Source organism: Blastococcus sp. TBT05-19 (assembly GCF_003319095.1).
Taxonomy (GTDB): Bacteria; Actinomycetota; Actinomycetes; order Mycobacteriales; family Geodermatophilaceae; genus Blastococcus.
In genome coordinates, this window is the sequence record NZ_QOHI01000003.1 from 164,994 (window position 1) to 189,479 (window position 24,486).

A 24,486-nucleotide genomic window follows, 5' to 3' on the forward strand; every position below is an offset into this window, starting at 1 on the left:
CGGGTGATCAGCGACGCGCGCGCGCATCCGCCTGAGGCGGAGGACGCCACCGAGCCGGTCGACGGCGACACCGCGGCGGCCGACCACGACGGGGCCGGCGCCGAGGTCCCCGCCGGCGCCGAGGCCCCTGCCGGCGACGAGCCGGCGGCCGGGACGCCCTCGCGCCGCCGGGGCCGGGGGGCGCGCAAGGCCGCCCGGGACGACGCCGGCGCGACCGCTGACGGCGGGCCTGGAGACGAGGACGGCGGGGACCGGCGGGGGCCGCGGCTCGCGCTGCCGCTCGTGCCGGCGCTGGCCGTGCTCCTCGCCCTGCTGGCGGCCGCGGCCGCCTTCCTGTGGTTCACCCGGCCCGAACCGTCCGACATCCGCACCGGTGACTACACCGCCGCGCTGCAGGCGGCCCGCTCGGGGGTGGTCGACGTGACCTCCTTCGACCACCTGACGATCGACGACGACATCGAGCAGATCCGCCGGGTCACCGTCGGCGACCTCCGCGACGAGGCGGTCGAGCAGCTCGACGCCCGCCGGGAGGAGATCGCGGCGTCGGAGGCGGTCGTCAACACCGAGGTCGTCGACGCCGGTGTCGTCGCGGCCGACGGCGACAGCGCCACCGTCGCCCTGCTCATCCAGTCCACGCAGCAGTCCAACGCCAGCCCGCAGGCGCAGATCGTGAAGTACCGGATCCAGGTGGAGCTGCAGAAGGTGGACGACCAGTGGCGGCTGTCCGGGATCACGGGGCGGTGAGCCGGTCGTGAGCGAGCAGTCCGGGAACCGTCCCCGTCCCACCCCCCGACCGCGCCCCAGCGCCTCCGCGCGGCCGAGCCCGCGGCCCCGGGTCGCGGGCGGGCGCCGCGAGCGCGAGGAGCCGGTGACGGCGCCGGCCCCGTCGGACGGCGCCGCCCCCGTCGTCCTCGAGGAGCCCACCGCGGCCGCCGGGTCGACGGTCTCCGGTCGCCGGGCGACCGCGCGGCCGACCGGGGAGCGACCGGCCGGCGACGCCGCACCGGGGAAGGGCGCTCCCCGCCGCGTGACGGCGCTGGTCCTCGTCCTCGCCGTGCTCTGCGTCGCCGCCGCGACGGCCGTCGGGGTGCTGCTGTACCAGCGGCTGAACCCGGCCTACGTCGACGCCGGGCTGCTGACCTCGGCCCGCAGCAACGTCGAGGCGCTCTACGCCTACGACTACGAGGACTCCGAGGGCAGCGTGGAGCGCAAGCTCGCGGTGCTCACCGGGGACCTGCGCGAGCAGTACGAGGCCGACCTCGGGCAGGGCGGCATCATCGACACCTACGAGCAGGTGTCCGCGACCACCCGGTACGAGGTGCTCGACGTGGGCGTGAAGTCGGTCAACGACGCCCAGGACGCCGCCACGCTGGTGGTGTTCGGCCAGTACGTCGTGCAGTCGGCGAACAGCGGGCAGCAGGAGGCCCCGCAGGGGTCGGAGTGCAGCGTGACGCCCGAGGGTGCCCAGTCCTGCGTGCAGACGCTGCGGCTCGAGGTCGTCAAGGACGACGGGGACTGGAAGATCAGCGAGGTCGTCCTCCTCACCACCAGCTGAGCACGGCCCCTCGCCCCCGCGAGGGGCCGCTCGGCGTGGCGACCGCACCTCGGTGCCTCCGCTGGCATAGTGGCCGGTGCGCACCCCGCCGGCCCGGAGTTCCGGGCCCGCGCATCCCGCGGATGTGGCACCGCTCGCACCGGTACCCCCGACGTGGACATCGTGCAACAGCAGGGGTAGGGTCTCCTGTTGCGCTGCCCTCTGACTGCCTGCCCGCCGAGACGGGTCACCACGGGTGCCCGGGAATGCTCCGGGTCATGCCCACGCTGACCGTTCCTGCGGGCGATCGCGGCCGTCTCGGACAGCCTCGCCATTACCGACGACGACCCAGGACGACCCCGCAGCCCACCGCCCGCACGTCGTGAGGTCCTTGGAAGGACGCATCTTGGCAGGCTCTCGCCCCACCAGCATCACCCCCGGCACCACCGATCCCGGCACCACCAGGACCACCCCGGCACCGCAGGACGGCCCCCGCACCGGCGAGGCCGACCAGCAGAAGATCCCGGGCGCGCCGCTGCGCGTCTCGTTCGCCAAGATCTCCGAGCCCCTCGCGGTGCCGGATCTGCTCGCCCTGCAGACCGCGTCGTTCGACTGGCTGGTCGGCAGCCCCGAGTGGCGGGCCACGCTCTCGCCCGAGGAGCAGGAGGCCGCCGTCGGCGGTCTCGCCGAGATCCTCGAGGAGATCTCCCCGATCGAGGACTTCAGCGGCTCGATGTCGCTGTCCTTCTCCAACCCGCGCTTCGAGGACGTCAAGGCGTCCCTCGAGGAGTGCAAGGACAAGGACATGACCTACGCGGCGCCGCTGTTCGTCACCGCCGAGTTCATGAACAACACCACCGGCGAGATCAAGTCGCAGACGGTGTTCATGGGCGACTTCCCGATCATGACGAACAAGGGCACGTTCGTCATCAACGGGACCGAGCGCGTCGTCGTCTCGCAGCTCGTCCGCTCGCCGGGCGTCTACTTCGACAAGACCCTCGACAAGACGTCGGACAAGGACGTCTTCTCGGCCAAGGTCATCCCCAGCCGCGGTGCGTGGCTGGAGTTCGACGTCGACAAGCGCGACACCGTCGGCGTCCGCATCGACCGCAAGCGCCGCCAGCCGGTCACCGTGCTGCTCAAGGCGCTGGGCTGGACCGAGGACCGCATCCGCGAGCACTTCCAGTGGTCGCCCACGGTGCTGGCCACCCTCGAGAAGGACCACATCGCCGGGCAGGACGAGGCGCTGCTCGACATCTACCGCAAGCTGCGGCCGGGCGAGCCGCCGACGCGCGAGTCGGCGCAGGCGCTGCTGGAGAACCTGTTCTTCAACAGCAAGCGCTACGACCTGGCCAAGGTCGGCCGCTACAAGGTCAACAAGAAGCTGGGTGTCGACGTCCCGCAGGGCACCAGCACGCTGACCGAGGACGACATCGTCGCCACCATCGAGTACGTCGTGCGTCTCCACGCCGGCGAGCCCGAGCACGGCGTCGACGACATCGACCACTTCGGCAACCGCCGCCTGCGCACCGTCGGCGAGCTGATCCAGAACCAGATCCGGGTCGGCCTCTCCCGCATGGAGCGCGTGGTCCGCGAGCGGATGACGACCCAGGACGTCGAGGCGATCACGCCGCAGACCCTGATCAACATCCGGCCGGTCGTCGCCTCCATCAAGGAGTTCTTCGGCACCAGCCAGCTGTCGCAGTTCATGGACCAGACCAACCCGCTCGCGGGCCTGACCCACAAGCGCCGCCTGTCGGCGCTGGGCCCGGGTGGTCTGAGCCGTGAGCGCGCCGGCATGGAGGTGCGCGACGTGCACCCCAGCCACTACGGCCGCATGTGCCCGATCGAGACGCCGGAAGGCCCGAACATCGGCCTGATCGGTTCGCTGTCCTCGTTCGGCCGGGTGAACGCCTTCGGCTTCATCGAGACGCCGTACCGCAAGGTCGAGAACGGCACCGTCACGGCGCAGATCGACTACCTGACCGCCGACGAGGAGGACCGCTTCGTCGTCGCGCAGGCCAACAGCCCGCTCGACGCGCAGGGCCGCCTCGCCGAGGAGCGCGTCCTGGTCCGCACCAAGGGCGGTGAGGTCGACTACCTCGCCCCCGAGAACGTGGACTACATGGACGTCTCGCCGCGGCAGATGACCTCGGTCGCGACGGCGATGATCCCGTTCCTCGAGCACGACGACGCCAACCGCGCGCTCATGGGCGCGAACATGCAGCGCCAGGCCGTGCCGCTGCTCCGCTCGGAGGCCCCGCTCGTGGGCACCGGCATGGAGCTGCGCGCCGCGGTCGACGCCGGCGACGTCGTCGTCGCGGAGAAGGCCGGTGTGGTCGAGGACTCCACCGCCGACTACGTGACGGTCATGGCCGACGACGGCACCCGGCAGACCTACCGCCTGCTGAAGTTCCGCCGCTCGAACCAGGGCACCTCGATCAACCAGACGCCCGTGGTCCAGGAGGGCCAGCGGGTCGAGGTCGGTCAGGTCGTCGCCGACGGCCCCTGCACCGACCAGGGCGAGATGGCGCTGGGCAAGAACCTGCTCGTCGCCTTCATGCCGTGGGAGGGCCACAACTACGAGGACGCGATCATCCTGTCGCAGCGCCTCGTGCAGGACGACGTCCTCTCCTCGATCCACATCGAGGAGTTCGAGGTCGACGCCCGCGACACCAAGCTGGGCGCCGAGGAGATCACCCGGGACATCCCGAACGTCTCCGAGGACGTGCTGGCCGACCTCGACGAGCGCGGCATCATCCGCATCGGTGCCGAGGTCGTCCCGGGCGACATCCTCGTCGGCAAGGTGACGCCCAAGGGCGAGACCGAGCTGACCCCCGAGGAGCGGCTGCTCCGCGCGATCTTCGGTGAGAAGGCGCGCGAGGTCCGCGACACCTCGCTCAAGGTCAAGCACGGTGAGTCCGGCAAGGTCATCGGCGTCCGCGTGTTCTCGCGCGAGGACGGCGACGAGCTGCCCGCCGGCGTCAACGAGCTGATCCGGGTCTACGTCGCCCAGATGCGCAAGATCTCCGACGGCGACAAGCTCGCCGGACGCCACGGCAACAAGGGCGTCATCTCGAAGATCCTGCCGCAGGAGGACATGCCGTTCCTCGAGGACGGCACCCCGGTGGACATCGTCCTCAACCCGCTCGGCGTGCCCGGCCGCATGAACGTCGGCCAGGTGCTGGAGACCCACCTCGGGTGGATCGCCAAGCAGGGCTGGGAGGTCAACGGCGACCCGGACTGGGCGAAGAACCTGCCCGAGGCCGCCAAGGCCGCTGCCCCCGGCACCCGGACCGCGACTCCGGTGTTCGACGGCGCGAAGGAGGACGAGATCATCGGCCTGCTGGGCTCGACGATCCCGAACCGCGACGGCAACCGGATGGTCCAGGAGACCGGCAAGGCCCGGCTGTTCGACGGTCGTTCGGGGGAGCCGTTCCCCGAGCCGATCTCGGTGGGCTACGTCTACATCCTGAAGCTGCTGCACCTGGTCGACGACAAGATCCACGCCCGCTCGACCGGCCCGTACTCGATGATCACGCAGCAGCCGCTGGGTGGTAAGGCGCAGTTCGGTGGTCAGCGCTTCGGCGAGATGGAGTGCTGGGCGATGCAGGCCTACGGCGCGGCCTACGCGCTGCAGGAGCTGCTCACCATCAAGTCCGACGACATCCTCGGCCGCGTCAAGGTCTACGAGGCCATCGTCAAGGGCGAGAACATCCCCGAGCCGGGCATCCCCGAGTCGTTCAAGGTGCTCCTCAAGGAGCTGCAGTCGCTGTGCCTCAACGTCGAGGTGCTCTCCGGCGACGGGCAGGCCATCGAGCTGCGCGACACCGACGACGAGGTCTTCCGGGCCGCGGAGGAGCTGGGCATCGACCTCAGCCGCCGCGAGCCGTCGTCCGTCGAGGACGTCTGATCGGCCGCCGGCCGGCCTCGGGCACCGGGGCCGGCCGGCCACACATCTCTGACACAGAAGCGAAGAACTAGCCCCGGAAAGGGGTCACCACCTTGCTCGACGTCAACTTCTTCGACGAGCTCCGCATCGGGCTGGCCACCGGCGACGACATCCGCCAGTGGTCGCACGGTGAGGTGAAGAAGCCCGAGACCATCAACTACCGGACCCTGCGTCCGGAGAAGGACGGTCTCTTCTGCGAGAAGATCTTCGGTCCCACCCGGGACTGGGAGTGCTACTGCGGCAAGTACAAGCGCGTGCGCTTCAAGGGCATCATCTGCGAGCGCTGCGGCGTCGAGGTCACCCGCGCCAAGGTGCGTCGTGAGCGGATGGGCCACATCGAGCTGGCCGCGCCGGTCACCCACATCTGGTTCTTCAAGGGTGTCCCGTCGCGTCTGGGGTACCTGCTCGACCTGGCGCCCAAGGACCTCGAGAAGATCATCTACTTCGCGGCCTACATGATCACCTCGGTGGACGACGAGGCGCGGCACCGCGACCTCCCGACCATCGAGGCCGAGATCAGCGCCGAGAAGTCGAACCTCGAGGGCCAGCGCGACGCCAACGTGGAGGCCCGCCAGCAGAAGCTGGAGGCCGACCTCGCCGAGCTCGAGGCCGAGGGTGCCAAGTCCGACGTGCGCCGCAAGGTGCGCGAGGGCGGCGAGCGCGAGATGCGCCAGCTGCGCGACCGCTCGCAGCGGGAGATCGACCGCCTCGACGAGGTGATGGACACCTTCCGCAAGCTCGAGGTCAAGCAGCTCATCGCCGACGAGAGCCTCTACCGCGAGCTGCGCGACCGCTTCGGTGAGTACTTCGAGGGCGGCATGGGCGCCGCGGCGCTGCAGAAGCTGCTCGCCGGCTTCGACCTCGACGCCGAGGCCGTCTCGCTGCGCGAGACCATCCGCAGCGGCAAGGGCCAGCGCAAGCTGCGTGCCCTCAAGCGGCTGAAGGTGGTCGCTGCGTTCCAGCAGACCCGCAACTCGCCCATGGGCATGGTGCTGGACTGCGTCCCGGTCATCCCGCCGGACCTGCGCCCGATGGTGCAGCTCGACGGTGGCCGCTTCGCGACCAGCGACATGAACGACCTGTACCGCCGCGTCATCAACCGGAACAACCGGCTGAAGCGTCTGCTGGACCTCGGCGCACCCGAGATCATCGTGAACAACGAGAAGCGGATGCTCCAGGAGTCCGTGGACGCGCTGTTCGACAACGGCCGCCGCGGCCGTCCGGTCACCGGCCCGGGCAACCGTCCCCTGAAGTCCCTGAGCGACCTGCTCAAGGGCAAGCAGGGCCGGTTCCGCCAGAACCTGCTCGGCAAGCGCGTCGACTACTCCGGCCGTTCGGTCATCGTCGTCGGCCCGCAGCTGAAGCTGCACCAGTGCGGTCTGCCCAAGCAGATGGCCCTGGAGCTCTTCAAGCCCTTCGTCATGAAGCGGCTGGTCGACCTCAACCACGCGCAGAACATCAAGTCCGCCAAGCGGATGGTCGAGCGCGCGCGTCCCGTCGTCTGGGACGTGCTGGAGGAGGTCATCACCGAGCACCCGGTGCTGCTGAACCGCGCGCCGACGCTGCACCGCCTGGGCATCCAGGCCTTCGAGCCGCAGCTGGTCGAGGGCAAGGCCATCCAGATCCACCCGCTCGTCTGCACCGCGTTCAACGCGGACTTCGACGGTGACCAGATGGCGGTGCACCTGCCGCTCTCGGCCGAGGCGCAGGCCGAGGCCCGGATCCTGATGCTGTCGTCGAACAACATCCTGTCGCCGGCCGACGGTCGTCCGATCACCGCGCCGACCCAGGACATGGTGCTGGGCCTGTACCACCTGACGACCCTGGTGCCCTCGCGGCACGAGGCCGACGGTGGCCAGCCGGCCGCGTTCGCCTCGGCGGCCGAGGCCCTCATGGCCTTCGACATGGGTGCCCTGGGCCTGCAGGAGCGTGCGCTGATCCGCCTCGACGAGGTGTTCGGCGTCGACAACGGCAAGGTCAACGACGCGTGGGTCCAGCCCGAGGACTGGACCCCGGGTCAGCCCTCGATCGTCGAGACGAGCCTGGGCCGGGTGCTGTTCAACGAGGCGCTGCCCGAGGACTACCGCTTCGTCAACTACCAGGTGCCGAAGAAGGAGCTCGGGGCGATCGTCAACGACCTCGCCGAGCGCTACCCCAAGGTGCAGGTGGCGGCGACGCTGGACGCCCTCAAGGCGGCCGGCTTCCGCTGGGCGACCCGTTCGGGCGTCACGATCGCCATCGACGACGTCGTCACGCCGCCGGTCAAGCGCGAGATCCTCGACCGGCACGAGGCCGAGGCGGCCAAGATCGAGAAGCAGTACGAGCGCGGCGTCATCACCGACGCCGAGCGTCGTGGCGAGCTCATCGAGATCTGGACCCGCGCTCGCGCCGAGGTCAGCCAGGCGATGGTGGACAACTTCCCCACCACCAACCCGGTCTGGGTCATGGTCAACTCGGGTGCCCGAGGCAACATGATGCAGATCAGCCAGATCGCCGGTATGCGTGGACTGGTCGCCAACCCCAAGGGCGAGATCATCCCGCGGCCGATCAAGGCGAACTTCCGCGAGGGTCTGTCCGTGCTGGAGTACTTCATCTCCACGCACGGTGCCCGCAAGGGTCTGGCCGACACCGCCCTGCGCACCGCCGACTCCGGGTACCTCACCCGTCGTCTGGTGGACGTCTCGCAGGACGTCATCATCCGCGAGGAGGACTGCGGCACCGACCGCGGCGTGATCATGCCGATCGGCACCGTCGTAGACGGTGTGGTGACGCGTGACGCCCACGTGGAGACCAGCGTCTACGCCCGCGCCCTGGCCGCCGACGTGGTGGCCGAGGACGGGACGGTCATCGCCGAGGCGAACGCCGACCTCGGTGACGTCCTCATCCAGACGCTGATCGACGCCCAGGTGTCGGAGGTCAAGGTCCGCTGCGTGCTCACCTGCGAGTCGCTGCTCGGCACCTGCGCCACCTGCTACGGCCGCTCGCTCGCCTCCGGCAAGCTGGTGGACGTCGGCGAGGCGGTCGGCATCATCGCCGCGCAGTCGATCGGTGAGCCCGGCACCCAGCTGACGATGCGCACCTTCCACACCGGTGGTGTGGCCGGTGCGGACATCACGCACGGTCTGCCGCGTGTGGTGGAGCTCTTCGAGGCCCGCGTCCCCAAGGGCAAGGCCCCGATCGCCGAGCTGGCCGGCACCATCCGGATCGAGGACGGCGAGCAGTTCCGCAAGCTCACCATCACGCCGGACGACGGCTCCGACGAGGTCGTCATCGACAAGCTGTCGCGTCGCTCGCGGCTGCGGGTCGAGGACGGTGCGCACGTCGAGGTCGGCGAGCAGCTGACCGAGGGTGCGGTCGACCCGCACGAGGTGCTGCGGATCATGGGCCCCCGCGAGGTGCAGCTGCACCTGGTCCGCGAGGTCCAGGAGGTCTACCGCAGCCAGGGTGTGTCGATCCACGACAAGCACATCGAGGTGATCATCCGCCAGATGCTGAAGCGGGTGACCATCATCGACTCGGGCGCGACGGAGTTCCTGCCCGGTGCGCTGGTCGAGCGGACGCTGTTCGAGACCGAGAACCGCCGTGTCGTCGCCGAGGGCGGCGAGCCGGCCTCGGCCCGTCCGGTCCTCATGGGCATCACCAAGGCCTCGCTCGCGACCGAGTCGTGGCTGTCGGCCGCCTCCTTCCAGGAGACGACCAAGGTCCTCACCGACGCGGCGATCCAGGGGAAGAGCGACAGCCTGCTCGGCCTCAAGGAGAACGTGATCATCGGAAAGCTGATCCCGGCGGGTACGGGCATCAGCCGCTACCGGAACATCACGGTCGAGCCGACCGAGGAGGCGCGCGCCGCCGTCTACACCATGGCCGGCTACGACGACGGGCAGTACTACAGCCCGGACGTCTTCGGTCAGGGCACCGGCGAGGCCGTGCGCCTCGAGGAGTACGACTGGCGGGGCTGAGCGCCTAGCTGGGCAGTGACGAAAGGGCCCCCGAGTCTCCGGACTCGGGGGCCCTTCTGTCTGTCGTCCTCCGGACGACACCGCGGCCACATGCCGTCCCCAGCGGCGCTGAGCCGCTGCGTGACGCCGAGCGGACCCCTCCGGGGCCCGCTCGGCGTCACAAGGCCGACTACTTCGCCAGTCGCGCCATGGTCTCCACCGTCTTCAGGCGGGCCTCGCGGCTGTCGTCGAGGGGCTGGAGCATGAGCGTGGTGACGCCGGCCTCGGCGAAGGCGGCGATCCGCTCGGCCACGTAGGACTCGGGCCCGATCAGGGAGGACGCCCGCACCAGCTCGAGCGGCACCGCGGCGGCCGCCTCGTCCTTCTTGCCGTCCAGGTACAGGTCCTGGATCGTCTTCGCCTCGGCCTCGTAGCCGTACCGGACGGCGAGGTCGTTGTAGAAGTTCTTGCCCCGGGCGCCCATGCCGCCGATGTACAGCGCCAGGGCGGGGCGCACGAACTCCAGGAGCGGCTCGACGTCGTCGCCGATGGCGACCGGGACACCGGTGATCACCTGCAGGTCGCCCAGGGCGGGGTCGCGCTTGGCCTTGCCGGCGGCGAGCGAGTCGCCCCAGACGGAGGCGGCCTTCTCCGGGTGGAAGAAGATCGGCTCCCAGGCCTCGGCGATCTCGGCGGCGAGCTCGACGTTCTTGGGGCCCAGCGCCGCCAGCATCACCGGGATGCGCTCGCGGACCGGGGTGTTGATGAGCTTGAGCGGCTTGCCGAGGCCCGTGCCCTGGTCGGCAGGCAGGGGCACCGAGTACTTCTTGCCCTGGTGGTCCAGCCGCTCGCGGCGCCAGACCTGGCGGCAGATCTCCACGATCTCGCGGGTGCGCTGCAGCGGGGCGTCGTAGGGGACGCCGTGCCAGCCCTCGATGACCTGCGGGCCCGAGGCGCCCAGCCCGAGGGTGAACCGTCCGCCGGAGACGAAGTCCAGGCCGGCCGCGGTCATCGCCGTCAGCGCCGGCGTGCGGCTGTAGATGGGGAAGATGGCGCTCAGCAGCTCGACCCGTTCGGTGACGGCGGCCAGGTAGCCCAGCTGGCTCACCGCGTCGAAGGTGTAGACCTCGGCCACGGCGGCGAGGTCGAGACCGGCCGCCTCGAGGTCGCGGATCTCCGCCGCCGTCTCCTGGAAGCCCCCGCTGTAGCTGGCCTGGATGCCGATGCGCACGTGCACTCCTCTGTGTCCCGGCGCCGTCGTCGACGCCGTCCGCACGCTATCGGGCGGGCGCACGGGGGAGCGGGGGAGCTGCCACGGAGGTGCTCCAGCCGGTACGGTCCGCGGGGCGGGGAGCGCCTCCCGGTCGACCTGTCGACGGGTGTGAGGCACCCGGCTTTGACCCGCTCAGACGGCACGGGTATCGTGGTCAGCCGTGCCCAGGGTGCCCTGGGCCTGCTCCCGTTCGCGGTGCGCCTGGGTGACCAGAGGCCAAGCCTCCTGATCGCCGGGGACCATCCGCCGGGCCGCGTCCAGCGCGGTGGCCGGAGGGTGGCGGCGCCGAGTCGCGAGGGGCAACCGAGTTCGGTCCTTCATCGGACCGGTCCGGCGGAGGGCGACACACCCGACCGCGTGGACCGGAGATGGAACACGGCAGGATTCGGGAAGGTTCCCCCACGGGAGTCGGCACCCAGCACCACCGCAGAGCTCCACGTCAACAGCACGACCCAGCGCAGGTAGGAGATCAAGGCCACCCATGCCCACGATCAACCAGCTGGTCCGCAAGGGCCGCGAGGACAAGGTCGAGAAGACCAAGACTCCGGCGCTGAAGGGTTCGCCCCAGCGTCGCGGAGTCTGCACGCGCGTCTACACGACGACCCCGAAGAAGCCGAACTCGGCGCTGCGCAAGGTCGCTCGCGTCCGCCTGACGAGTGGCATCGAGGTGACCGCCTACATCCCGGGCGTCGGCCACAACCTGCAGGAGCACTCGATGGTGCTCGTGCGCGGTGGTCGTGTGAAGGACCTCCCGGGCGTCCGCTACAAGATCATCCGCGGCTCGCTGGACACCCAGGGTGTCCGCAACCGCAAGCAGGCCCGCAGCCGTTACGGCGCGAAGAAGGAGAAGAGCTAATGCCGCGCAAGGGCCCCGCCCCGAAGCGTCCGCTCGTCGCCGACCCGGTGTACCAGTCGCCGCTGGTGACCCAGCTGGTGAACAAGGTGCTCGTCGACGGCAAGCGCTCGGTCGCCGAGGCGATCGTGTACGGCGCCCTCGAGGGTGCCCGCGCCAAGAGCGACACCGACCCGGTCGTCACCCTGAAGCGCGCCCTGGACAACGTGAAGCCGGCCCTCGAGGTCCGCAGCCGCCGTGTCGGTGGCGCGACCTACCAGGTCCCGGTCGAGGTCCGTCCCTCGCGGAGCACCACGCTCGGCCTGCGCTGGCTCATCCAGTACAGCCGCGCCCGTCGTGAGAAGACGATGACCGAGCGCCTGATGAACGAGCTGCTCGACGCGAGCAACGGTCTGGGTGCTGCTGTGAAGCGGCGCGAGGACACGCACAAGATGGCCGAGTCGAACAAGGCCTTCGCGCACTACCGCTGGTAAGCACCAGCGCCCGCCGCCCGCGGGACACCGGGCGATCCCCGGAACCCCGCTCGCGGACCCGAACGAAGAGGAGAAGCAATGGCCAGCAACGAGGCCCAGCTCCGCAAGACCCGGAACATCGGGATCATGGCGCACATCGACGCCGGCAAGACCACCACGACCGAGCGCATCCTCTTCTACACCGGTATCACGTACAAGATCGGTGAGGTCCACGACGGCGCGGCCACGATGGACTGGATGGAGCAGGAGCAGGAGCGCGGCATCACCATCACGTCCGCCGCGACGAAGTGCTCCTGGAACGGCCACGACATCAACATCATCGACACCCCCGGGCACGTCGACTTCACCGTCGAGGTGGAGCGTTCGCTCCGCGTCCTCGACGGCGCCGTCGCCGTCTACGACGGTGTCGCCGGTGTCGAGCCGCAGACCGAGCAGGTCTGGCGGCAGGCCGAGAAGTACGGCGTTCCGCGCATGTGCTTCGTCAACAAGCTCGACCGCACCGGCGCGGACTTCTTCCGCTGCGTCGACATGATGGTGGAGCGCCTGGGCGCCAACCCGCTGGTGCTCCAGCTGCCGATCGGTGCTGAGGCCGACTTCCTCGGGGTCGTCGACCTCGTCCAGATGCGTGCCCTCACGTGGCGCGGCGAGACGAAGATGGGCGAGGACTACGCGGTCGAGGAGATCCCGGCCGAGCTCGCCGACCAGGCCGCCGAGTACCGCGAGAAGCTGCTCGAGAACATCGCGGACTTCGACGACTCGCTCATGGAGGACTACCTCGGTGGCGAGGAGATCGCGGTCGACCGTCTGAAGGCGGCCATCCGCAAGGCCACCATCGGCGGCCAGGTCAACCCGGTCATCACCGGCACCGCGTTCAAGAACAAGGGCGTGCAGCCCCTGCTCGACGCCGTCGTCGACTACCTGCCCAGCCCGCTGGACATCGAGGCGATCGTCGGCACCGCGCTCGACGGCGAGACCGAGGTCCTGCGGCACGCCGACGAGGACGAGCCGTTCTCGGCGCTGGCGTTCAAGATCCAGACCGACCAGCACCTGGGCAAGCTGACCTACGTCCGCGTGTACTCCGGCCGGCTCGACGCGGGTTCCGCGGTGCTGAACAGCACCAAGGACCGCAAGGAGCGGATCGGCAAGATCTACCAGATGCACGCCAACAAGCGCGAGGAGCGCGAGGGCGTCGGCGCCGGTCAGATCGTGGCGGTCAACGGCCTCAAGCAGACGACGACCGGTGACACCCTCTGCGACCCGCAGAAGCCGGTGATCCTCGAGTCGATGTCCTTCCCCGCTCCCGTCATCTCGGTCGCCATCGAGCCGAAGACGAAGAGCGACCAGGAGAAGCTGGGCACCGCGATCCAGAAGCTCGCCGAGGAGGACCCGACGTTCCAGGTCCGCCTCGACGAGGAGACCGGCCAGACCGTCATCTCGGGCATGGGCGAGCTCCACCTGGAGATCCTGGTCGACCGCATGCGCCGCGAGTTCAACGTCGAGGCCAACGTCGGCAAGCCCCAGGTCGCCTACCGCGAGACGATCCGCAAGGCCGTCGAGCGGTACGACTACACCCACAAGAAGCAGACGGGTGGCTCCGGGCAGTTCGCGAAGGTCCAGATCGCGATCGAGCCCCTGGAGATGGCCGCGGACTCGGCGACCTACGAGTTCGAGAACAAGGTCACCGGTGGCCGCATCCCGAAGGAGTACATCCCCTCGGTCGACGCGGGCATGCAGGACGCCATGCAGTACGGCGTCCTCGCCGGCTACCCGATGGTGGGCGTCAAGGCCAGCCTGCTGGACGGCCAGTACCACGAGGTCGACTCCTCGGAGATGGCCTTCAAGATCGCCGGTTCGATCGCCTTCAAGGAGGCGGCGCGCAAGGCCAGCCCGGCCCTGCTCGAGCCGCTGATGGCGGTCGAGGTGACCACGCCCGAGGAGAACATGGGCGATGTCATCGGCGACCTCAACTCCCGCCGCGGGATCATCCAGGCGATGGAGGAGCGCTCCGGCGCCCGCGTCGTCCGGGCCCTGGTGCCGCTGTCGGAGATGTTCGGCTACGTGGGCGACCTGCGCAGCCGCACCCAGGGACGGGCGAGCTACTCGATGGTGTTCGACTCGTACGCCGAGGTCCCGGCCAACGTCGCCAAGGAGATCATCGCCAAGGCGACCGGCGAGTAACCCGGAATGCGGGCCGGCCGGCCCGCGCTCCTGCGAGCACCACCCCACCCCAGAGCACGCACCACCTGCGTAACCACGAGGAGAGGAACCCCCAGTGGCCAAGGCCAAGTTCGAGCGGACCAAGCCGCACGTCAACATCGGCACCATCGGGCACATCGACCACGGGAAGACGACGCTGACCGCGGCGATCACCAAGGTCCTGCACGACAAGTACCCGAACCTCAACGAGGCGTCCGCGTTCGACCAGATCGACAAGGCGCCCGAGGAGAAGGCCCGCGGCATCACGATCTCGATCGCGCACGTGGAGTACCAGACGGAGAACCGTCACTACGCGCACGTCGACTGCCCCGGGCACGCCGACTACATCAAGAACATGATCACCGGTGCCGCCCAGATGGACGGCGCGATCCTGGTGGTCGCCGCCACCGACGGCCCGATGCCGCAGACCAAGGAGCACGTGCTCCTGGCCCGCCAGGTCGGTGTCCCCTACATCGTCGTCGCGCTGAACAAGGCCGACATGGTCGACGACGAGGAGATCCTGGAGCTCGTCGAGCTCGAGGTCCGCGAGCTGCTCAGCGAGTACGAGTTCCCGGGCGACGACGTCCCCGTGGTCCGCGTCTCGGCGCTGAAGGCCCTCGAGGGCGACGCCGAGTGGGGCGACAAGCTCATGGAGCTGATGAACGCCGTCGACACCGCGATCCCGGAGCCGGAGCGCGAGATCGACAAGCCGTTCCTCATGCCCGTCGAGGACGTCTTCACCATCACCGGTCGCGGCACGGTCGTCACCGGCCGCGTCGAGCGTGGCATCGTCAAGGTCTCCGAGGAGATCGAGATCGTCGGTATCCGCGAGGGTTCGACGAAGACCACCGTCACCGGCGTCGAGATGTTCCGCAAGCTGCTCGACCAGGGCCAGGCCGGTGACAACGTCGGTCTGCTCCTCCGCGGCATCAAGCGCGAGGACGTGGAGCGCGGCCAGGTCGTCGTGAAGCCCGGCTCGATCACCCCGCACACCAACTTCGAGGGTTCGGTCTACATCCTCTCGAAGGACGAGGGTGGCCGTCACACGCCGTTCTTCAACAACTACCGTCCCCAGTTCTACTTCCGGACGACGGACGTCACCGGCGTGGTCACGCTGCCCGCGGGCACCGAGATGGTCATGCCCGGCGACAACACCGAGATGTCGGTGGAGCTGATCCAGCCCATCGCCATGGAGGAGGGCCTCCGGTTCGCCATCCGTGAGGGTGGCCGCACCGTCGGCGCCGGCCGGGTCGTCAAGATCAACAAGTAACACCTGACGGGCGGCGGCCGGGGATCCGGCCGCCGCCCCTCACCCGGGTCCCAGGACCCGCGGGTCAGCAGACCCACTCGAACTTTCACAACCGATCGGCAGGAGCAGAAGACAGCGATGGCGGGACAGAAGATCCGCATCCGGTTGAAGGCCTATGACCACGAGGCGATCGACGCCTCGGCGCGGCGCATCGTGGAGACGGTCACCAAGACCGGAGCGCGTGTGGTCGGCCCGGTGCCTCTGCCGACGGAGAAGAACGTGTACGCGGTGATTCGTTCGCCGCACAAGTACAAGGACTCGTTCGAGCACTTCGAGATGCGCACGCACAAGCGGCTCATCGACATCCTCGACCCGACGCCGAAGACGGTCGACGCGCTCATGCGCATCGACCTGCCGGCCTCGGTCGACGTCAACATCCAGTAAGGGCAGTCAGCAGACATGGCGAGCACATTTCGCGGTCTCCTCGGCGAGAAGCTGGGGATGACCCAGGTATTCGACGAGAACAACCGCCTCGTGCCGGTGACCGTCGTCAAGGCGGGCCCGTGTGTGGTGACCCAGGTGCGCACCCCCGAGGTCGACGGCTACTCGGCCGTCCAGCTCGGGTTCGGCGAGATCGACCCGCGCAAGGTGAACCGCCCCGAGGGCGGGCACTTCACCAAGGCGGGCGTGACGCCGCGGCGCCACCTGGTGGAGCTGCGCACGAAGGACGCCGGCACCTACACGGTCGGCCAGGAGCTGACCGCCGACGTGTTCGACGGCGTGGCCAAGGTCGACGTCATCGGCACCAGCAAGGGCAAGGGCACCGCCGGCGTCATGAAGCGTCACGGCTTCAGGGGCCTCGGCGCGTCGCACGGCACCCAGCGCAAGCACCGGTCGCCCGGCTCCATCGGTGGCGCGTCCACCCCGGGCCGCGTGTTCAAGGGCCTGAAGATGGCCGGCCGCATGGGCGCCGTGAAGACGACCACGCTGTCGCTGGTCGTGCACAAGGTGGACGTGGAGCGCGGGCTCATCCTGATCAAGGGTGCCGTTCCCGGTCCGAAGGGTGGCCTCCTCCTCGTCCGTTCCGCGGTCAAGGGTGGCCCCGTGGGGAGTGAGACGAAGTGACCACGTCCATCAACAGCGAGCCGCGCACCGACCGCCAGGTCGACGTCCGCACCCCGGCGGGGGAGACCTCCGGCAGCGTCACGCTGCCCGGTGAGCTCTTCGACGCCAACGCGAACGTCTCCCTGATGCACCAGGTCGTCGTGGCCCAGCTGGCCGCGGCCCGTCAGGGCACGCACGCGACCAAGACGCGTGGCCAGGTCAGCGGTGGTGGCGCCAAGCCGTACCGCCAGAAGGGCACCGGCCGCGCCCGCCAGGGCTCGACCCGCGCGCCGCAGTTCGCCGGCGGTGGCACCGTCCACGGCCCGCAGCCGCGCGACTACGCGCAGAAGACCCCGAAGAAGATGAAGGCCGCCGCCCTGCGCGGTGCCCTCTCGGACCGGGCCCGCGAGGGCCGGGTGCACGTGGTCTCCGCGTTCGTCGACGGGGACGCCCCCAAGACGAAGGCCGCGCTCGCCACGCTGAACGCCGTCACGCAGGCCAAGCGCGTGCTGATCGTGCTGGACCGCGAGGACGTCCTCAACTGGGTCAGCCTGCGCAACGTGCCGGAGGTGCACCTGATCGAGGCCGGTCAGCTGAACACCTACGACGTGCTGGTGGCCGACGAGGTCATCTTCACCGAGGCCGCGCTCGCCGAGTACGTGGCCGGGCCGGCCAAGGGCAAGCGCTCCGCCGACGGCCTGCCGGACCTCTCCACCTCGGAGATCCCCGGTGGCGTGCCGTCCATCGCTCCCGCCGCAGGCGAGGGCACCGTCGAAGAGACCACCGAGGAGAAGGCATGAGCGTCCGCGACCCCCGGGACGTCCTGCTCGCCCCGGTCATCTCCGAGAAGAGCTACGGCCTGATCGACGGCAACCAGTACACGTTCATCGTGCGCCCGGATGCCAACAAGACGCAGATCAAGATCGCGGTCGAGCAGATCTTCAACGTGAAGGTCCTCGGCGTGAACACGATCAACCGCCAGGGCAAGCGCAAGCGCAGCCGGGGTGCACAGATGGGCAAGCGCAAGGACACCAAGCGCGCCATCGTGTCGCTGGCCGCGGGCGACCGCATCGAGATCTTCGGGGGCCCGGGCGCCTGAGGCGCCCGGACCGACGGACCAGAGATAGAGGACTGAGTCAGCAATGGCTATCCGCAAGTACAAGCCGACGACGCCGGGCCGCCGCGGCTCCAGCGTCGCCGACTTCGCCGAGGTCACCCGCGACCATCCCGAGAAGTCGCTGGTCCGACCGCTGCACGGTCGCGGCGGGCGCAACGTGCACGGGAAGGTCACCGCTCGCCACCAGGGCGGTGGGCACAAGCGCGCCTACCGGCTGATCGACTTCCGCCGGGCCGACAAGGACGGCGTGCCGGCCAAGGTCGCTCACATCGAGTACGACCCCAACCGCACGTCGCGCATCGCGCTGCTGCACTACGCCGACGGCGAGAAGCGCTACATCATCGCGCCGGCGAAGCTCAAGCAGGGCGACACGGTGGAGTGCGGCCCCGCCGCCGACATCAAGCCGGGCAACAACCTGCCGCTCCGGAACATCCCGGTCGGCACCGTGGTTCACGCCATCGAGCTCCGTCCCGGTGGCGGCGCGAAGATCGCCCGTTCCGCGGGTACCAGCGTCCAGCTGGTCGCCCGTGAGGGTCGCTTCGCGCAGCTCCGCATGCCGTCGGGCGAGATCCGCAACGTCGACGTGCGCTGCCGCGCCTCCGTCGGCGAGGTGGGCAACGCCGAGCAGTCCAACATCAACTGGGGCAAGGCCGGCCGCATGCGGTGGAAGGGCAAGCGCCCGACCGTCCGCGGTGTCGCCATGAACCCGGTGGACCACCCGCACGGTGGTGGTGAGGGCAAGACCTCCGGTGGTCGCCACCCGGTGAACCCGAACGGCAAGCCGGAGGGCCGGACGCGCAAGCGGAAGGCCAGTGACGCCCTGATCGTGCGCCGCCGGCGCGCCAACAAGAAGCGCTGAGCGGGAAGAGGAGTCCGACAGAGATGCCACGCAGCCTGAAGAAGGGCCCGTTCGTCGACGACCACCTGCTCAAGAAGGTGGACGCTCAGAACGAAAAGGGCACCAAGAACGTGATCCGCACCTGGTCGCGTCGTTCGACGATCATCCCCGACATGCTGGGTCACACCCTCGCGGTGCACGACGGCCGCAAGCACGTCCCGGTCTTCGTGACCGAGGCGATGGTCGGGCACAAGCTCGGCGAGTTCGCACCCACGCGCACCTTCCGTGGCCACGTCAAGGACGACCGCCGCTCGCGGCGGGGCTGACCAGGTAGAGAGAGATTCAGATGACTTCCCAGTTGGGACAGGAGGCGCCGGTCGCCCGGGCTACGGCCCGGTTCGTCCGCGTGACCCCCATGAAGGCCCGCCGGGTGGTGGACCTGATCCGCTACCTGCCCACCGACGAGGCCCTGGCCCTGCTGCGCTTCGCGCCGCAGTCGGCCAGCGAGCCGGTCGCCAAGGTCGTCGCGAGCGCGGTGGCCAACGCCGAGCACAACCTGCAGCTGGACCCGGCTGCACTCGTGGTCAGCGCCGCCTACGTCGACGAGGGCCCGACGCTCAAGCGGATCCGTCCGCGTGCGCAGGGCCGGGCGTTCCGCATCAACAAGCGGACCAGCCACATCACCGTCGAGGTCAGCGAGGTCGCCACCAGCGACGTCCTCGCGCAGAAGTCGCGCAAGGCGCGCCGGGACACCGGCATGTCGGGCCCGGCCACGCAGCAGACGAACAACACGAGGGGAGGGACCCGCTAGTGGGTCAGAAGGTCAACCCGCACGGGTTCCGACTCGGGATCACCACCGACTACAAGTCCCGGTGGTACGCGGACAAGCTGTACAAGGACTACGTCAAGGAAGACGTCGCGATCCGCAAGCTCATGTCCAAGGGCATGGAGCGGGCCGGCATCTCCAAGGTGGAGATCGAGCGCACCCGTGACCGGGTCCGCGTCGACATCCACACCGCCCGGCCGGGCATCGTCATCGGCCGTCGCGGCGCCGAGGCCGACCGCATCCGCGGCGAGCTCGAGAAGCTCACCGGCAAGCAGGTGCAGCTGAACATCCTCGAGGTCAAGAACCCCGAGTCGGACGCGCAGCTGGTCGCCCAGGGCGTCGCCGAGCAGCTCTCCAGCCGGGTCAGCTTCCGCCGTGCCATGCGCAAGGCGATGCAGTCGGCGCAGCGCAGCCCGCAGGTCAAGGGGATCCGGGTGCAGTGCTCCGGTCGCCTGGGCGGCACCGAGATGAGCCGTTCGGAGTTCTACCGCGAGGGCCGCGTGCCCCTGCACACGCTCCGCGCGAACATCGACTACGGCATCTACGAGGCCCGCACGACCTTCGGTCGCATCGGCGTCAAGGTGTGGATCTACAAGGGCGACGTCAGCGGCTCGCGCGCCGAGCGGGAGGCCCTCGAGGCCCTCGCCCAGCGTCAGCAGCGCCGTGAGCGGGCCCAGCGTCCGCAGCGCCGCTCCGGGTCCTCGGGCACCACCGCCGGTGGCACCGAGGCCGGCCGCGCCGCCGCGGAGTCGACGACCGGTCCGGTCGCCGACACCACCGAGGCCGTCGTGGCGCAGACCTCCGGCGAGGTCGCGCCCGAGCAGACCGTCGCCGAGGCCGCCGGACCCGAGGCCACTGCTGCGGTCGAGACCGCTGCGGCCGAGACGACGGCCACCGAGAACACGGAGAGCTGAGCCATGCTCATCCCACGGCGCGTCAAGCACCGCAAGCAGCACCACCCGAGCCGTTCCGGCCGGGCGAAGGGCGGCACCGAGATCAACTTCGGTGAGTTCGCGATCCAGGCCCTCGAGCCCGCCTACGTGACCAACCGCCAGATCGAGTCCGCTCGTATCGCCATGACGCGGCACATCAAGCGTGGCGGAAAGGTGTGGATCTCGATCTACCCCGACCGTCCGCTGACCAAGAAGCCCGCCGAGACCCGCATGGGTTCCGGTAAGGGTTCGCCCGAGTGGTGGGTGGCCAACGTCAAGCCCGGCCGCGTGCTGTTCGAGCTGTCCGGTGTCGCCGAGCCCGTGGCCCGCGAGGCCATGCGCCGCGCGATCCACAAGCTGCCGATGAAGTGCCGCTTCATCACGCGTGAAGGAGAAGTGTGATGGCCGCCGGTCTGACCGCTCCCGAGCTGCGCGAGCTCTCTGTCGATGAGCTCGCCGCGCGGCTGCGCGAGTCGAAGGAAGAACTGTTCAACCTGCGGTTCCAGGTGGCCACCGGCCAGCTGGACAACAACCGGCGACTGCAGACCGTCCGCCGCGACATCGCCCGGATCTACACGATCATGCGCGAGCGCGAGCTGGGTCTCTCGGTCGCCCCGAACGAGGGTGTGGCATGACCGAGACCCAGCAGTCGTCCGGCCCCGGCCTGGCCGGCCGTGGCTACCGCAAGGTCCGCGAGGGCCTGGTCGTCAGCGACAAGATGGAGAAGACCATCGTCGTCGAGGTCGAGGACCGCGTGAAGCACGGCCTGTACGGCAAGGTCATCCGCCGTACGAGCAAGCTCAAGGCACATGACGAGCAGGGCGTCGCCGGTATCGGCGACCGCGTGCAGATCATGGAGACCCGCCCGACGTCGGCCACCAAGCGGTGGCGGCTCGTGCAGGTCATCGAGAAGGCCAAGTAAGTCCTGTACCGCGGCCCCCAGGGGCCGCGGTACAGCCGTTCAGCAGCAACGAGTACGCTGGACGACTGGCGCGCCCCAGGGCGTGCCGCATCCCGGTACCCGTGCCTCGAACGCACCGGCGGCCCCGCCGCCGGTGCGTCCGCACGCAGGGTCCCGGACAGCCGGTTCACCGATCCGGCCCGGCTGTCACCACAAGTTTGGGGAGTAGGACGTGATCCAGCAGGAGTCGCGACTGCGCGTCGCCGACAACACCGGTGCGAAGGAGATCCTCTGCATCCGGGTGCTCGGCGGCTCGGGGCGACGCTACGCGGGCATCGGTGACGTCATCGTCGGCACCGTGAAGGACGCGCTGCCCGGCGCCGGCGTGAAGAAGGGCGACGTGGTCAAGGCCGTCGTCGTCCGCACGGTGAAGGAGCGCCGTCGTCCCGACGGTTCCTACATCCGCTTCGACGAGAACGCCGCGGTCATCATCCGCGACAGCGGCGACCCGCGCGGTACGCGCATCTTCGGCCCCGTGGGCCGTGAGCTCCGCGACAAGCGCTTCATGCGGATCATCTCGCTCGCCCCGGAGGTGCTGTGATCATGGCTCAGGCAGCCAGCGGGAAGACCCCGTCGATGAAGGTCAAGAAGGGCGACACCGTCCTCGTGCTGTCCGGCAAGGACAAGGGTGCGAAGGGCCGCGTCATCGCCGCCTACCCCAAGGACCAGAAGGTGCTCGTCGAGGGCGTCGGCCGGGTCAAGAAGCACACCCGGATCAGCTCCAACCAGCGCGGTGCCCAGCAGGGCGGGATCGTCACGCAGGAGGCGCGCATCCACGTGAGCAACGTGATGGTCGTCGACTCCGAGGACAAGCCGACCCGGGTCGGCTACCGCAAGGACGAGGAAGGCCGCAGCATCCGGGTCTCGCGGCGCACCGGTAAGGACCTCTGATCACCATGACTTCTTCTCAGGGGACCGCCCCCACCCGCGAGCTGCCCCGCATGCTCGCCCACTACCGCGAGGCCATCGTCCCGGCGCTGCAGTCGGAGTTCAACTTCGACAACGTCATGCAGATCCCGCGGCTGACCAAGATCGTCGTCAACATGGGCGTCGGCGAGGCCACCCGCGACGCCAAGCTGATGGACGGCGCCGTCCGCGACCTGACCGCCATCACCGGTCAGAAGCCGGCCGTCGTCCGGGCCCGCAAGTCCATCGCGCAGTTCAAGCTGCGCGAGGGCATGCCGATCGGCGCCAAGGTCACCCTGCGCGGCGACCGGATGTGGGAGTTCCTGGACCGGCTGCTGTCGCTGGCCCTGCCCCGCATCCGCGACTTCCGCGGGCTGAACCCGAAGCAGTTCGACGGGCACGGCAACTACACGTTCGGCCTGACCGAGCAGTCGATGTTCCGCGAGATCGACGTCGACAAGATCGACCGGCAGCGCGGTATGGACATCACGCTGGTCACCACCGCCACGACCGACGAGGAGGGTCGCGAGCTGCTCCGCCAGCTCGGGTTCCCCTTCGCCGGCCTGACCGTCGTGAACACGACCCGCTGAGCCGGGGCAGGAGAGACAGATGGCCAAGAAGGCTCTGATCAACAAGGCGGCCCGCAAGCCGAAGTTCGCGGTCCGCGGCTACACCCGCTGCCAGCGGTGCGGTCGCCCGCACGCTGTCTTCCGCAAGTTCGGCCTGTGCCGGATCTGCCTGCGGGAGATGGCGCACGCCGGGGAGCTCCCCGGCGTCAAGAAGTCCAGCTGGTAGAAGGACCCGGCTGCACCCCGTGACACGCTCCGCGCGCCACGGGTCCCTGCAGCCGGGCCGGTTCCATCCACGCACCACTGATCGCCGATAGGCCCAGCGCCAAGTCTCCGAGACCCAGCGCATGAGGAACCGCGGCGAGAGAGGCACCACCCGACATGACGATGACCGACCCCATCGCGGACATGCTCACGCGTCTGCGCAACGCCAACCAGGCGTATCACGACGCCGCGGTCATGCCGTCCTCGAAGCTGAAGACGCACATCGCGGAGATCCTCCAGCAGGAGGGCTACATCGCCGGCTGGACGGTGAAGGACGTCGAGAAGGACGGCTCCACCTTCAAGCAGCTGCACATCGACCTGAAGTACGGCCCGAACCGTGAGCGGAGCATCGCCGGCGTCCGGCGCGTCTCCAAGCCCGGTCTGCGGGTCTACGCGAAGTCCACCTCGCTGCCGAAGGTGCTGGGCGGGCTCGGCGTGGCGATCATCTCCACGTCCACCGGGCTGCTGACCGACAAGCAGGCGAACAAGAAGGGCGTGGGTGGGGAAGTCCTCGCCTACGTCTGGTAAGGGAGCGAACGAGAATGTCACGGATCGGACGACTCCCGATCGCCGTGCCCAGCGGCGTCGACGTCGCGATCGAGGGCCAGACGGTGAACGTGAAGGGTCCCAAGGGGAACCTGACCCACACCGTCGCGGCCCCGATCACCGTCGAGCGCGGTGAGGACGGCACGCTGCAGGTGCAGCGCCCCAACGACGAGCGGCAGAACCGCGCCCTGCACGGGCTCTCGCGGACTCTGATCGCCAACATGATCACCGGCGTCACCGAGGGCTACACCAAGACCCTCGAGATCGTCGGCGTCGGCTACCGCGTCCAGGCGCGCGGCTCGGACCTCGAGTTCGCCCTGGGCTTCAGCCACCCGGTTCCCGTGAAGGCGCCCGAGGGCATCACCTTCGCCGTCGAGTCCCCGACCCGCCTGCGGGTCACCGGGATCGACAAGCAGCTGGTCGGCGAGGTCGCAGCCAAGATCCGCAAGATCCGCAAGCCCGACCCGTACAAGGGCAAGGGCGTGCGGTATCAGGGCGAGGTCATCAAGCGCAAGGTCGGGAAGACGGGTAAGTGATGGCTCAGGCAGAGAAGGCCGTTCGGGTCCACAAGCCCGTGGGCACCGACATCAGCACGGCGCGGCGCACCTCGCGTCTCCGTCGTCACAACCGGCTGCGCAAGCGGGTCTCCGGCACGCCGGAGCGTCCCCGCCTCGTGGTCAAGCGCAGCTCGCGGCACATCCACGTGCAGCTGGTCGACGACACCGTCGGCCGCACCGTGGCCAGCGCCTCGACCATGGGTCTGCGCGGGGCCGAGGGCGACAAGTCCGCCCTGGCCCGCCAGGTGGGCGCCCAGATCGCCGAGCGCGCCAAGGCGGCCGGCATCTCGGCGGTCGTCTTCGACCGCGGTGGCAACCGTTACGCCGGGCGCATCGCCGCTCTGGCCGACGGTGCCCGCGAGGGTGGGCTGGACTTCTGATGACCACCCACACCAGCA

26 protein-coding genes and 1 pseudogene are annotated in these 24,486 nt (G+C 69.5%); 26 read left to right on the forward strand and 1 reads right to left on the reverse strand.

The features are described 5' to 3' along the window. The first annotated feature begins 3 nt into the window (after window positions 1–3). The 4 genes from DQ244_RS09810 to DQ244_RS09825 all read left to right on the forward strand — a co-directional run bounded on the left by DQ244_RS09810 (window position 4) and on the right by DQ244_RS09825 (window position 9,445). The gene (locus DQ244_RS09810; RefSeq protein ID WP_113811307.1) at window positions 4–744 is read left to right on the forward strand and encodes a nuclear transport factor 2 family protein; all 741 of its coding nucleotides are present in this window, start codon (window positions 4–6) and stop codon (window positions 742–744) included. 124 nt (window positions 745–868) lie between these two features. Beyond that, the gene (locus DQ244_RS09815; RefSeq protein WP_113811308.1) at window positions 869–1,555 is read left to right on the forward strand and encodes a hypothetical protein; all 687 of its coding nucleotides are present in this window, start codon (window positions 869–871) and stop codon (window positions 1,553–1,555) included. A 499-nt stretch (window positions 1,556–2,054) separates the two neighbouring features. Next, window positions 2,055–5,447, forward strand: a complete 3,393-nt coding sequence (gene rpoB / locus DQ244_RS09820; RefSeq protein ID WP_199580355.1) for a DNA-directed RNA polymerase subunit beta — start codon at window positions 2,055–2,057, stop codon at window positions 5,445–5,447. 92 nt (window positions 5,448–5,539) lie between these two features. Beyond that, a complete protein-coding gene (locus tag DQ244_RS09825; protein ID WP_113811310.1) occupies window positions 5,540–9,445 on the forward strand; it encodes a DNA-directed RNA polymerase subunit beta' in 3,906 nt (1,301 codons plus the stop codon). 169 nt (window positions 9,446–9,614) lie between these two features. Here the strand turns inward: DQ244_RS09825 and DQ244_RS09830 are convergent, their stop codons facing one another. Further along, on the reverse strand, window positions 9,615–10,655 hold the full coding sequence (locus DQ244_RS09830; protein WP_113811311.1) for an LLM class F420-dependent oxidoreductase: 1,041 nt from the start codon (window positions 10,653–10,655) through the stop codon (window positions 9,615–9,617). A 523-nt stretch (window positions 10,656–11,178) separates the two neighbouring features. Between DQ244_RS09830 and rpsL the strand changes: the two genes are divergently transcribed. The 22 genes and pseudogenes from rpsL (at window position 11,179) to rplR (ending at window position 24,468) form a co-directional block, all read left to right on the forward strand. Then, window positions 11,179–11,553 carry a 30S ribosomal protein S12 gene (gene rpsL / locus DQ244_RS09840; RefSeq protein WP_012950487.1) on the forward strand — a complete coding sequence of 125 codons (375 nt, stop codon included), beginning with the start codon at window positions 11,179–11,181 and terminating at the stop codon, window positions 11,551–11,553. Continuing rightward, complete coding sequence (gene rpsG, locus DQ244_RS09845) at window positions 11,553–12,023, forward strand: 30S ribosomal protein S7 (RefSeq protein WP_113811313.1); 471 nt, start codon at window positions 11,553–11,555, stop codon at window positions 12,021–12,023. Before rpsL ends, rpsG begins: the two co-directional genes overlap by 1 nt. Window positions 12,024–12,101: 78 nt before the next feature. Beyond that, window positions 12,102–14,201, forward strand: a complete 2,100-nt coding sequence (gene fusA, locus DQ244_RS09850) for an elongation factor G (protein ID WP_113811314.1) — start codon at window positions 12,102–12,104, stop codon at window positions 14,199–14,201. 94 nt (window positions 14,202–14,295) lie between these two features. Continuing rightward, a complete protein-coding gene (tuf, locus tag DQ244_RS09855; RefSeq protein WP_097182414.1) occupies window positions 14,296–15,489 on the forward strand; it encodes an elongation factor Tu in 1,194 nt (397 codons plus the stop codon). Window positions 15,490–15,606: 117 nt separating this feature from the next. Beyond that, window positions 15,607–15,912 carry a 30S ribosomal protein S10 gene (gene rpsJ, locus DQ244_RS09860; RefSeq protein ID WP_014377994.1) on the forward strand — a complete coding sequence of 102 codons (306 nt, stop codon included), beginning with the start codon at window positions 15,607–15,609 and terminating at the stop codon, window positions 15,910–15,912. Window positions 15,913–15,927: 15 nt separating this feature from the next. After that, window positions 15,928–16,593 (forward strand): 50S ribosomal protein L3, encoded by a 666-nt coding sequence (gene rplC, locus DQ244_RS09865; RefSeq protein WP_113811315.1) that lies wholly within the window; start codon window positions 15,928–15,930, stop codon window positions 16,591–16,593. Continuing rightward, entirely contained in the window at window positions 16,590–17,372 is a 783-nt protein-coding gene (rplD, locus tag DQ244_RS09870) for a 50S ribosomal protein L4 (RefSeq protein WP_199580330.1), read from the forward strand. Before rplC ends, rplD begins: the two co-directional genes overlap by 4 nt. Next, a complete protein-coding gene (rplW, locus tag DQ244_RS09875) occupies window positions 17,369–17,671 on the forward strand; it encodes a 50S ribosomal protein L23 (RefSeq protein WP_104523787.1) in 303 nt (100 codons plus the stop codon). Before rplD ends, rplW begins: the two co-directional genes overlap by 4 nt. Before the next feature lie 43 nt (window positions 17,672–17,714). Continuing rightward, a complete protein-coding gene (gene rplB / locus DQ244_RS09880; protein WP_113811316.1) occupies window positions 17,715–18,548 on the forward strand; it encodes a 50S ribosomal protein L2 in 834 nt (277 codons plus the stop codon). Window positions 18,549–18,571: 23 nt separating this feature from the next. Then, the gene (gene rpsS, locus DQ244_RS09885; RefSeq protein ID WP_091929108.1) at window positions 18,572–18,853 is read left to right on the forward strand and encodes a 30S ribosomal protein S19; all 282 of its coding nucleotides are present in this window, start codon (window positions 18,572–18,574) and stop codon (window positions 18,851–18,853) included. 20 nt (window positions 18,854–18,873) lie between these two features. Continuing rightward, a pseudogene (gene rplV, locus DQ244_RS09890) lies at window positions 18,874–19,224 on the forward strand (50S ribosomal protein L22); the annotation flags it as partial. A 113-nt stretch (window positions 19,225–19,337) separates the two neighbouring features. Then, a complete protein-coding gene (gene rpsC, locus DQ244_RS09895) occupies window positions 19,338–20,267 on the forward strand; it encodes a 30S ribosomal protein S3 (protein WP_113811317.1) in 930 nt (309 codons plus the stop codon). 3 nt (window positions 20,268–20,270) lie between these two features. Next, window positions 20,271–20,687, forward strand: a complete 417-nt coding sequence (gene rplP / locus DQ244_RS09900; protein WP_104523783.1) for a 50S ribosomal protein L16 — start codon at window positions 20,271–20,273, stop codon at window positions 20,685–20,687. Next, window positions 20,687–20,920 carry a 50S ribosomal protein L29 gene (rpmC, locus tag DQ244_RS09905; RefSeq protein WP_089336468.1) on the forward strand — a complete coding sequence of 78 codons (234 nt, stop codon included), beginning with the start codon at window positions 20,687–20,689 and terminating at the stop codon, window positions 20,918–20,920. The genes rplP and rpmC overlap by 1 nt, the downstream gene beginning before the upstream one ends. Further along, complete coding sequence (rpsQ, locus tag DQ244_RS09910; RefSeq protein WP_113811318.1) at window positions 20,917–21,207, forward strand: 30S ribosomal protein S17; 291 nt, start codon at window positions 20,917–20,919, stop codon at window positions 21,205–21,207. The genes rpmC and rpsQ overlap by 4 nt, the downstream gene beginning before the upstream one ends. Before the next feature lie 211 nt (window positions 21,208–21,418). Further along, entirely contained in the window at window positions 21,419–21,787 is a 369-nt protein-coding gene (gene rplN, locus DQ244_RS09915) for a 50S ribosomal protein L14 (RefSeq protein WP_091929103.1), read from the forward strand. A gap of 35 nt (window positions 21,788–21,822) precedes the next feature. Next, on the forward strand, window positions 21,823–22,137 hold the full coding sequence (gene rplX / locus DQ244_RS09920) for a 50S ribosomal protein L24 (protein WP_113798601.1): 315 nt from the start codon (window positions 21,823–21,825) through the stop codon (window positions 22,135–22,137). Window positions 22,138–22,187: 50 nt separating this feature from the next. After that, window positions 22,188–22,742 (forward strand): 50S ribosomal protein L5, encoded by a 555-nt coding sequence (rplE, locus tag DQ244_RS09925; RefSeq protein ID WP_233491330.1) that lies wholly within the window; start codon window positions 22,188–22,190, stop codon window positions 22,740–22,742. 19 nt (window positions 22,743–22,761) lie between these two features. Continuing rightward, window positions 22,762–22,947 (forward strand): type Z 30S ribosomal protein S14, encoded by a 186-nt coding sequence (locus DQ244_RS09930; RefSeq protein ID WP_040338541.1) that lies wholly within the window; start codon window positions 22,762–22,764, stop codon window positions 22,945–22,947. A 155-nt stretch (window positions 22,948–23,102) separates the two neighbouring features. Beyond that, on the forward strand, window positions 23,103–23,513 hold the full coding sequence (gene rpsH / locus DQ244_RS09935; protein ID WP_104523780.1) for a 30S ribosomal protein S8: 411 nt from the start codon (window positions 23,103–23,105) through the stop codon (window positions 23,511–23,513). Between the two features lie 14 nt (window positions 23,514–23,527). Then, complete coding sequence (gene rplF / locus DQ244_RS09940; protein WP_113811320.1) at window positions 23,528–24,067, forward strand: 50S ribosomal protein L6; 540 nt, start codon at window positions 23,528–23,530, stop codon at window positions 24,065–24,067. Further along, the gene (rplR, locus tag DQ244_RS09945) at window positions 24,067–24,468 is read left to right on the forward strand and encodes a 50S ribosomal protein L18 (RefSeq protein WP_113811562.1); all 402 of its coding nucleotides are present in this window, start codon (window positions 24,067–24,069) and stop codon (window positions 24,466–24,468) included. The genes rplF and rplR overlap by 1 nt, the downstream gene beginning before the upstream one ends. Window positions 24,469–24,486: the final 18 nt, after the last annotated feature.

Excerpts from the sequence above, each read along its gene's own strand:
- rpsL (WP_012950487.1), top strand. The coding sequence starts at position 11,179 with ATGCCCACGATCAACCAGCTGGTCCGCAAGGGCCGCGAGGACAAGGTC.
- rpsG (WP_113811313.1), top strand. The coding sequence starts at position 11,553 with ATGCCGCGCAAGGGCCCCGCCCCGAAGCGTCCGCTCGTCGCCGACCCG.
- fusA (WP_113811314.1), top strand. The coding sequence starts at position 12,102 with ATGGCCAGCAACGAGGCCCAGCTCCGCAAGACCCGGAACATCGGGATC.
- rpsJ (WP_014377994.1), top strand. The coding sequence starts at position 15,607 with ATGGCGGGACAGAAGATCCGCATCCGGTTGAAGGCCTATGACCACGAG.
- rplC (WP_113811315.1), top strand. The coding sequence starts at position 15,928 with ATGGCGAGCACATTTCGCGGTCTCCTCGGCGAGAAGCTGGGGATGACC.
- rplW (WP_104523787.1), top strand. The coding sequence starts at position 17,369 with ATGAGCGTCCGCGACCCCCGGGACGTCCTGCTCGCCCCGGTCATCTCC.
- rplB (WP_113811316.1), top strand. The coding sequence starts at position 17,715 with ATGGCTATCCGCAAGTACAAGCCGACGACGCCGGGCCGCCGCGGCTCC.
- rpsS (WP_091929108.1), top strand. The coding sequence starts at position 18,572 with ATGCCACGCAGCCTGAAGAAGGGCCCGTTCGTCGACGACCACCTGCTC.
- rplP (WP_104523783.1), top strand. The coding sequence starts at position 20,271 with ATGCTCATCCCACGGCGCGTCAAGCACCGCAAGCAGCACCACCCGAGC.
- rpmC (WP_089336468.1), top strand. The coding sequence starts at position 20,687 with ATGGCCGCCGGTCTGACCGCTCCCGAGCTGCGCGAGCTCTCTGTCGAT.
- rpsQ (WP_113811318.1), top strand. The coding sequence starts at position 20,917 with ATGACCGAGACCCAGCAGTCGTCCGGCCCCGGCCTGGCCGGCCGTGGC.
- rplX (WP_113798601.1), top strand. The coding sequence starts at position 21,823 with ATGAAGGTCAAGAAGGGCGACACCGTCCTCGTGCTGTCCGGCAAGGAC.
- rplE (WP_233491330.1), top strand. The coding sequence starts at position 22,188 with ATGCTCGCCCACTACCGCGAGGCCATCGTCCCGGCGCTGCAGTCGGAG.
- DQ244_RS09930 (WP_040338541.1), top strand. The coding sequence starts at position 22,762 with ATGGCCAAGAAGGCTCTGATCAACAAGGCGGCCCGCAAGCCGAAGTTC.
- rpsH (WP_104523780.1), top strand. The coding sequence starts at position 23,103 with ATGACGATGACCGACCCCATCGCGGACATGCTCACGCGTCTGCGCAAC.
- rplF (WP_113811320.1), top strand. The coding sequence starts at position 23,528 with ATGTCACGGATCGGACGACTCCCGATCGCCGTGCCCAGCGGCGTCGAC.
- rplR (WP_113811562.1), top strand. The coding sequence starts at position 24,067 with ATGGCTCAGGCAGAGAAGGCCGTTCGGGTCCACAAGCCCGTGGGCACC.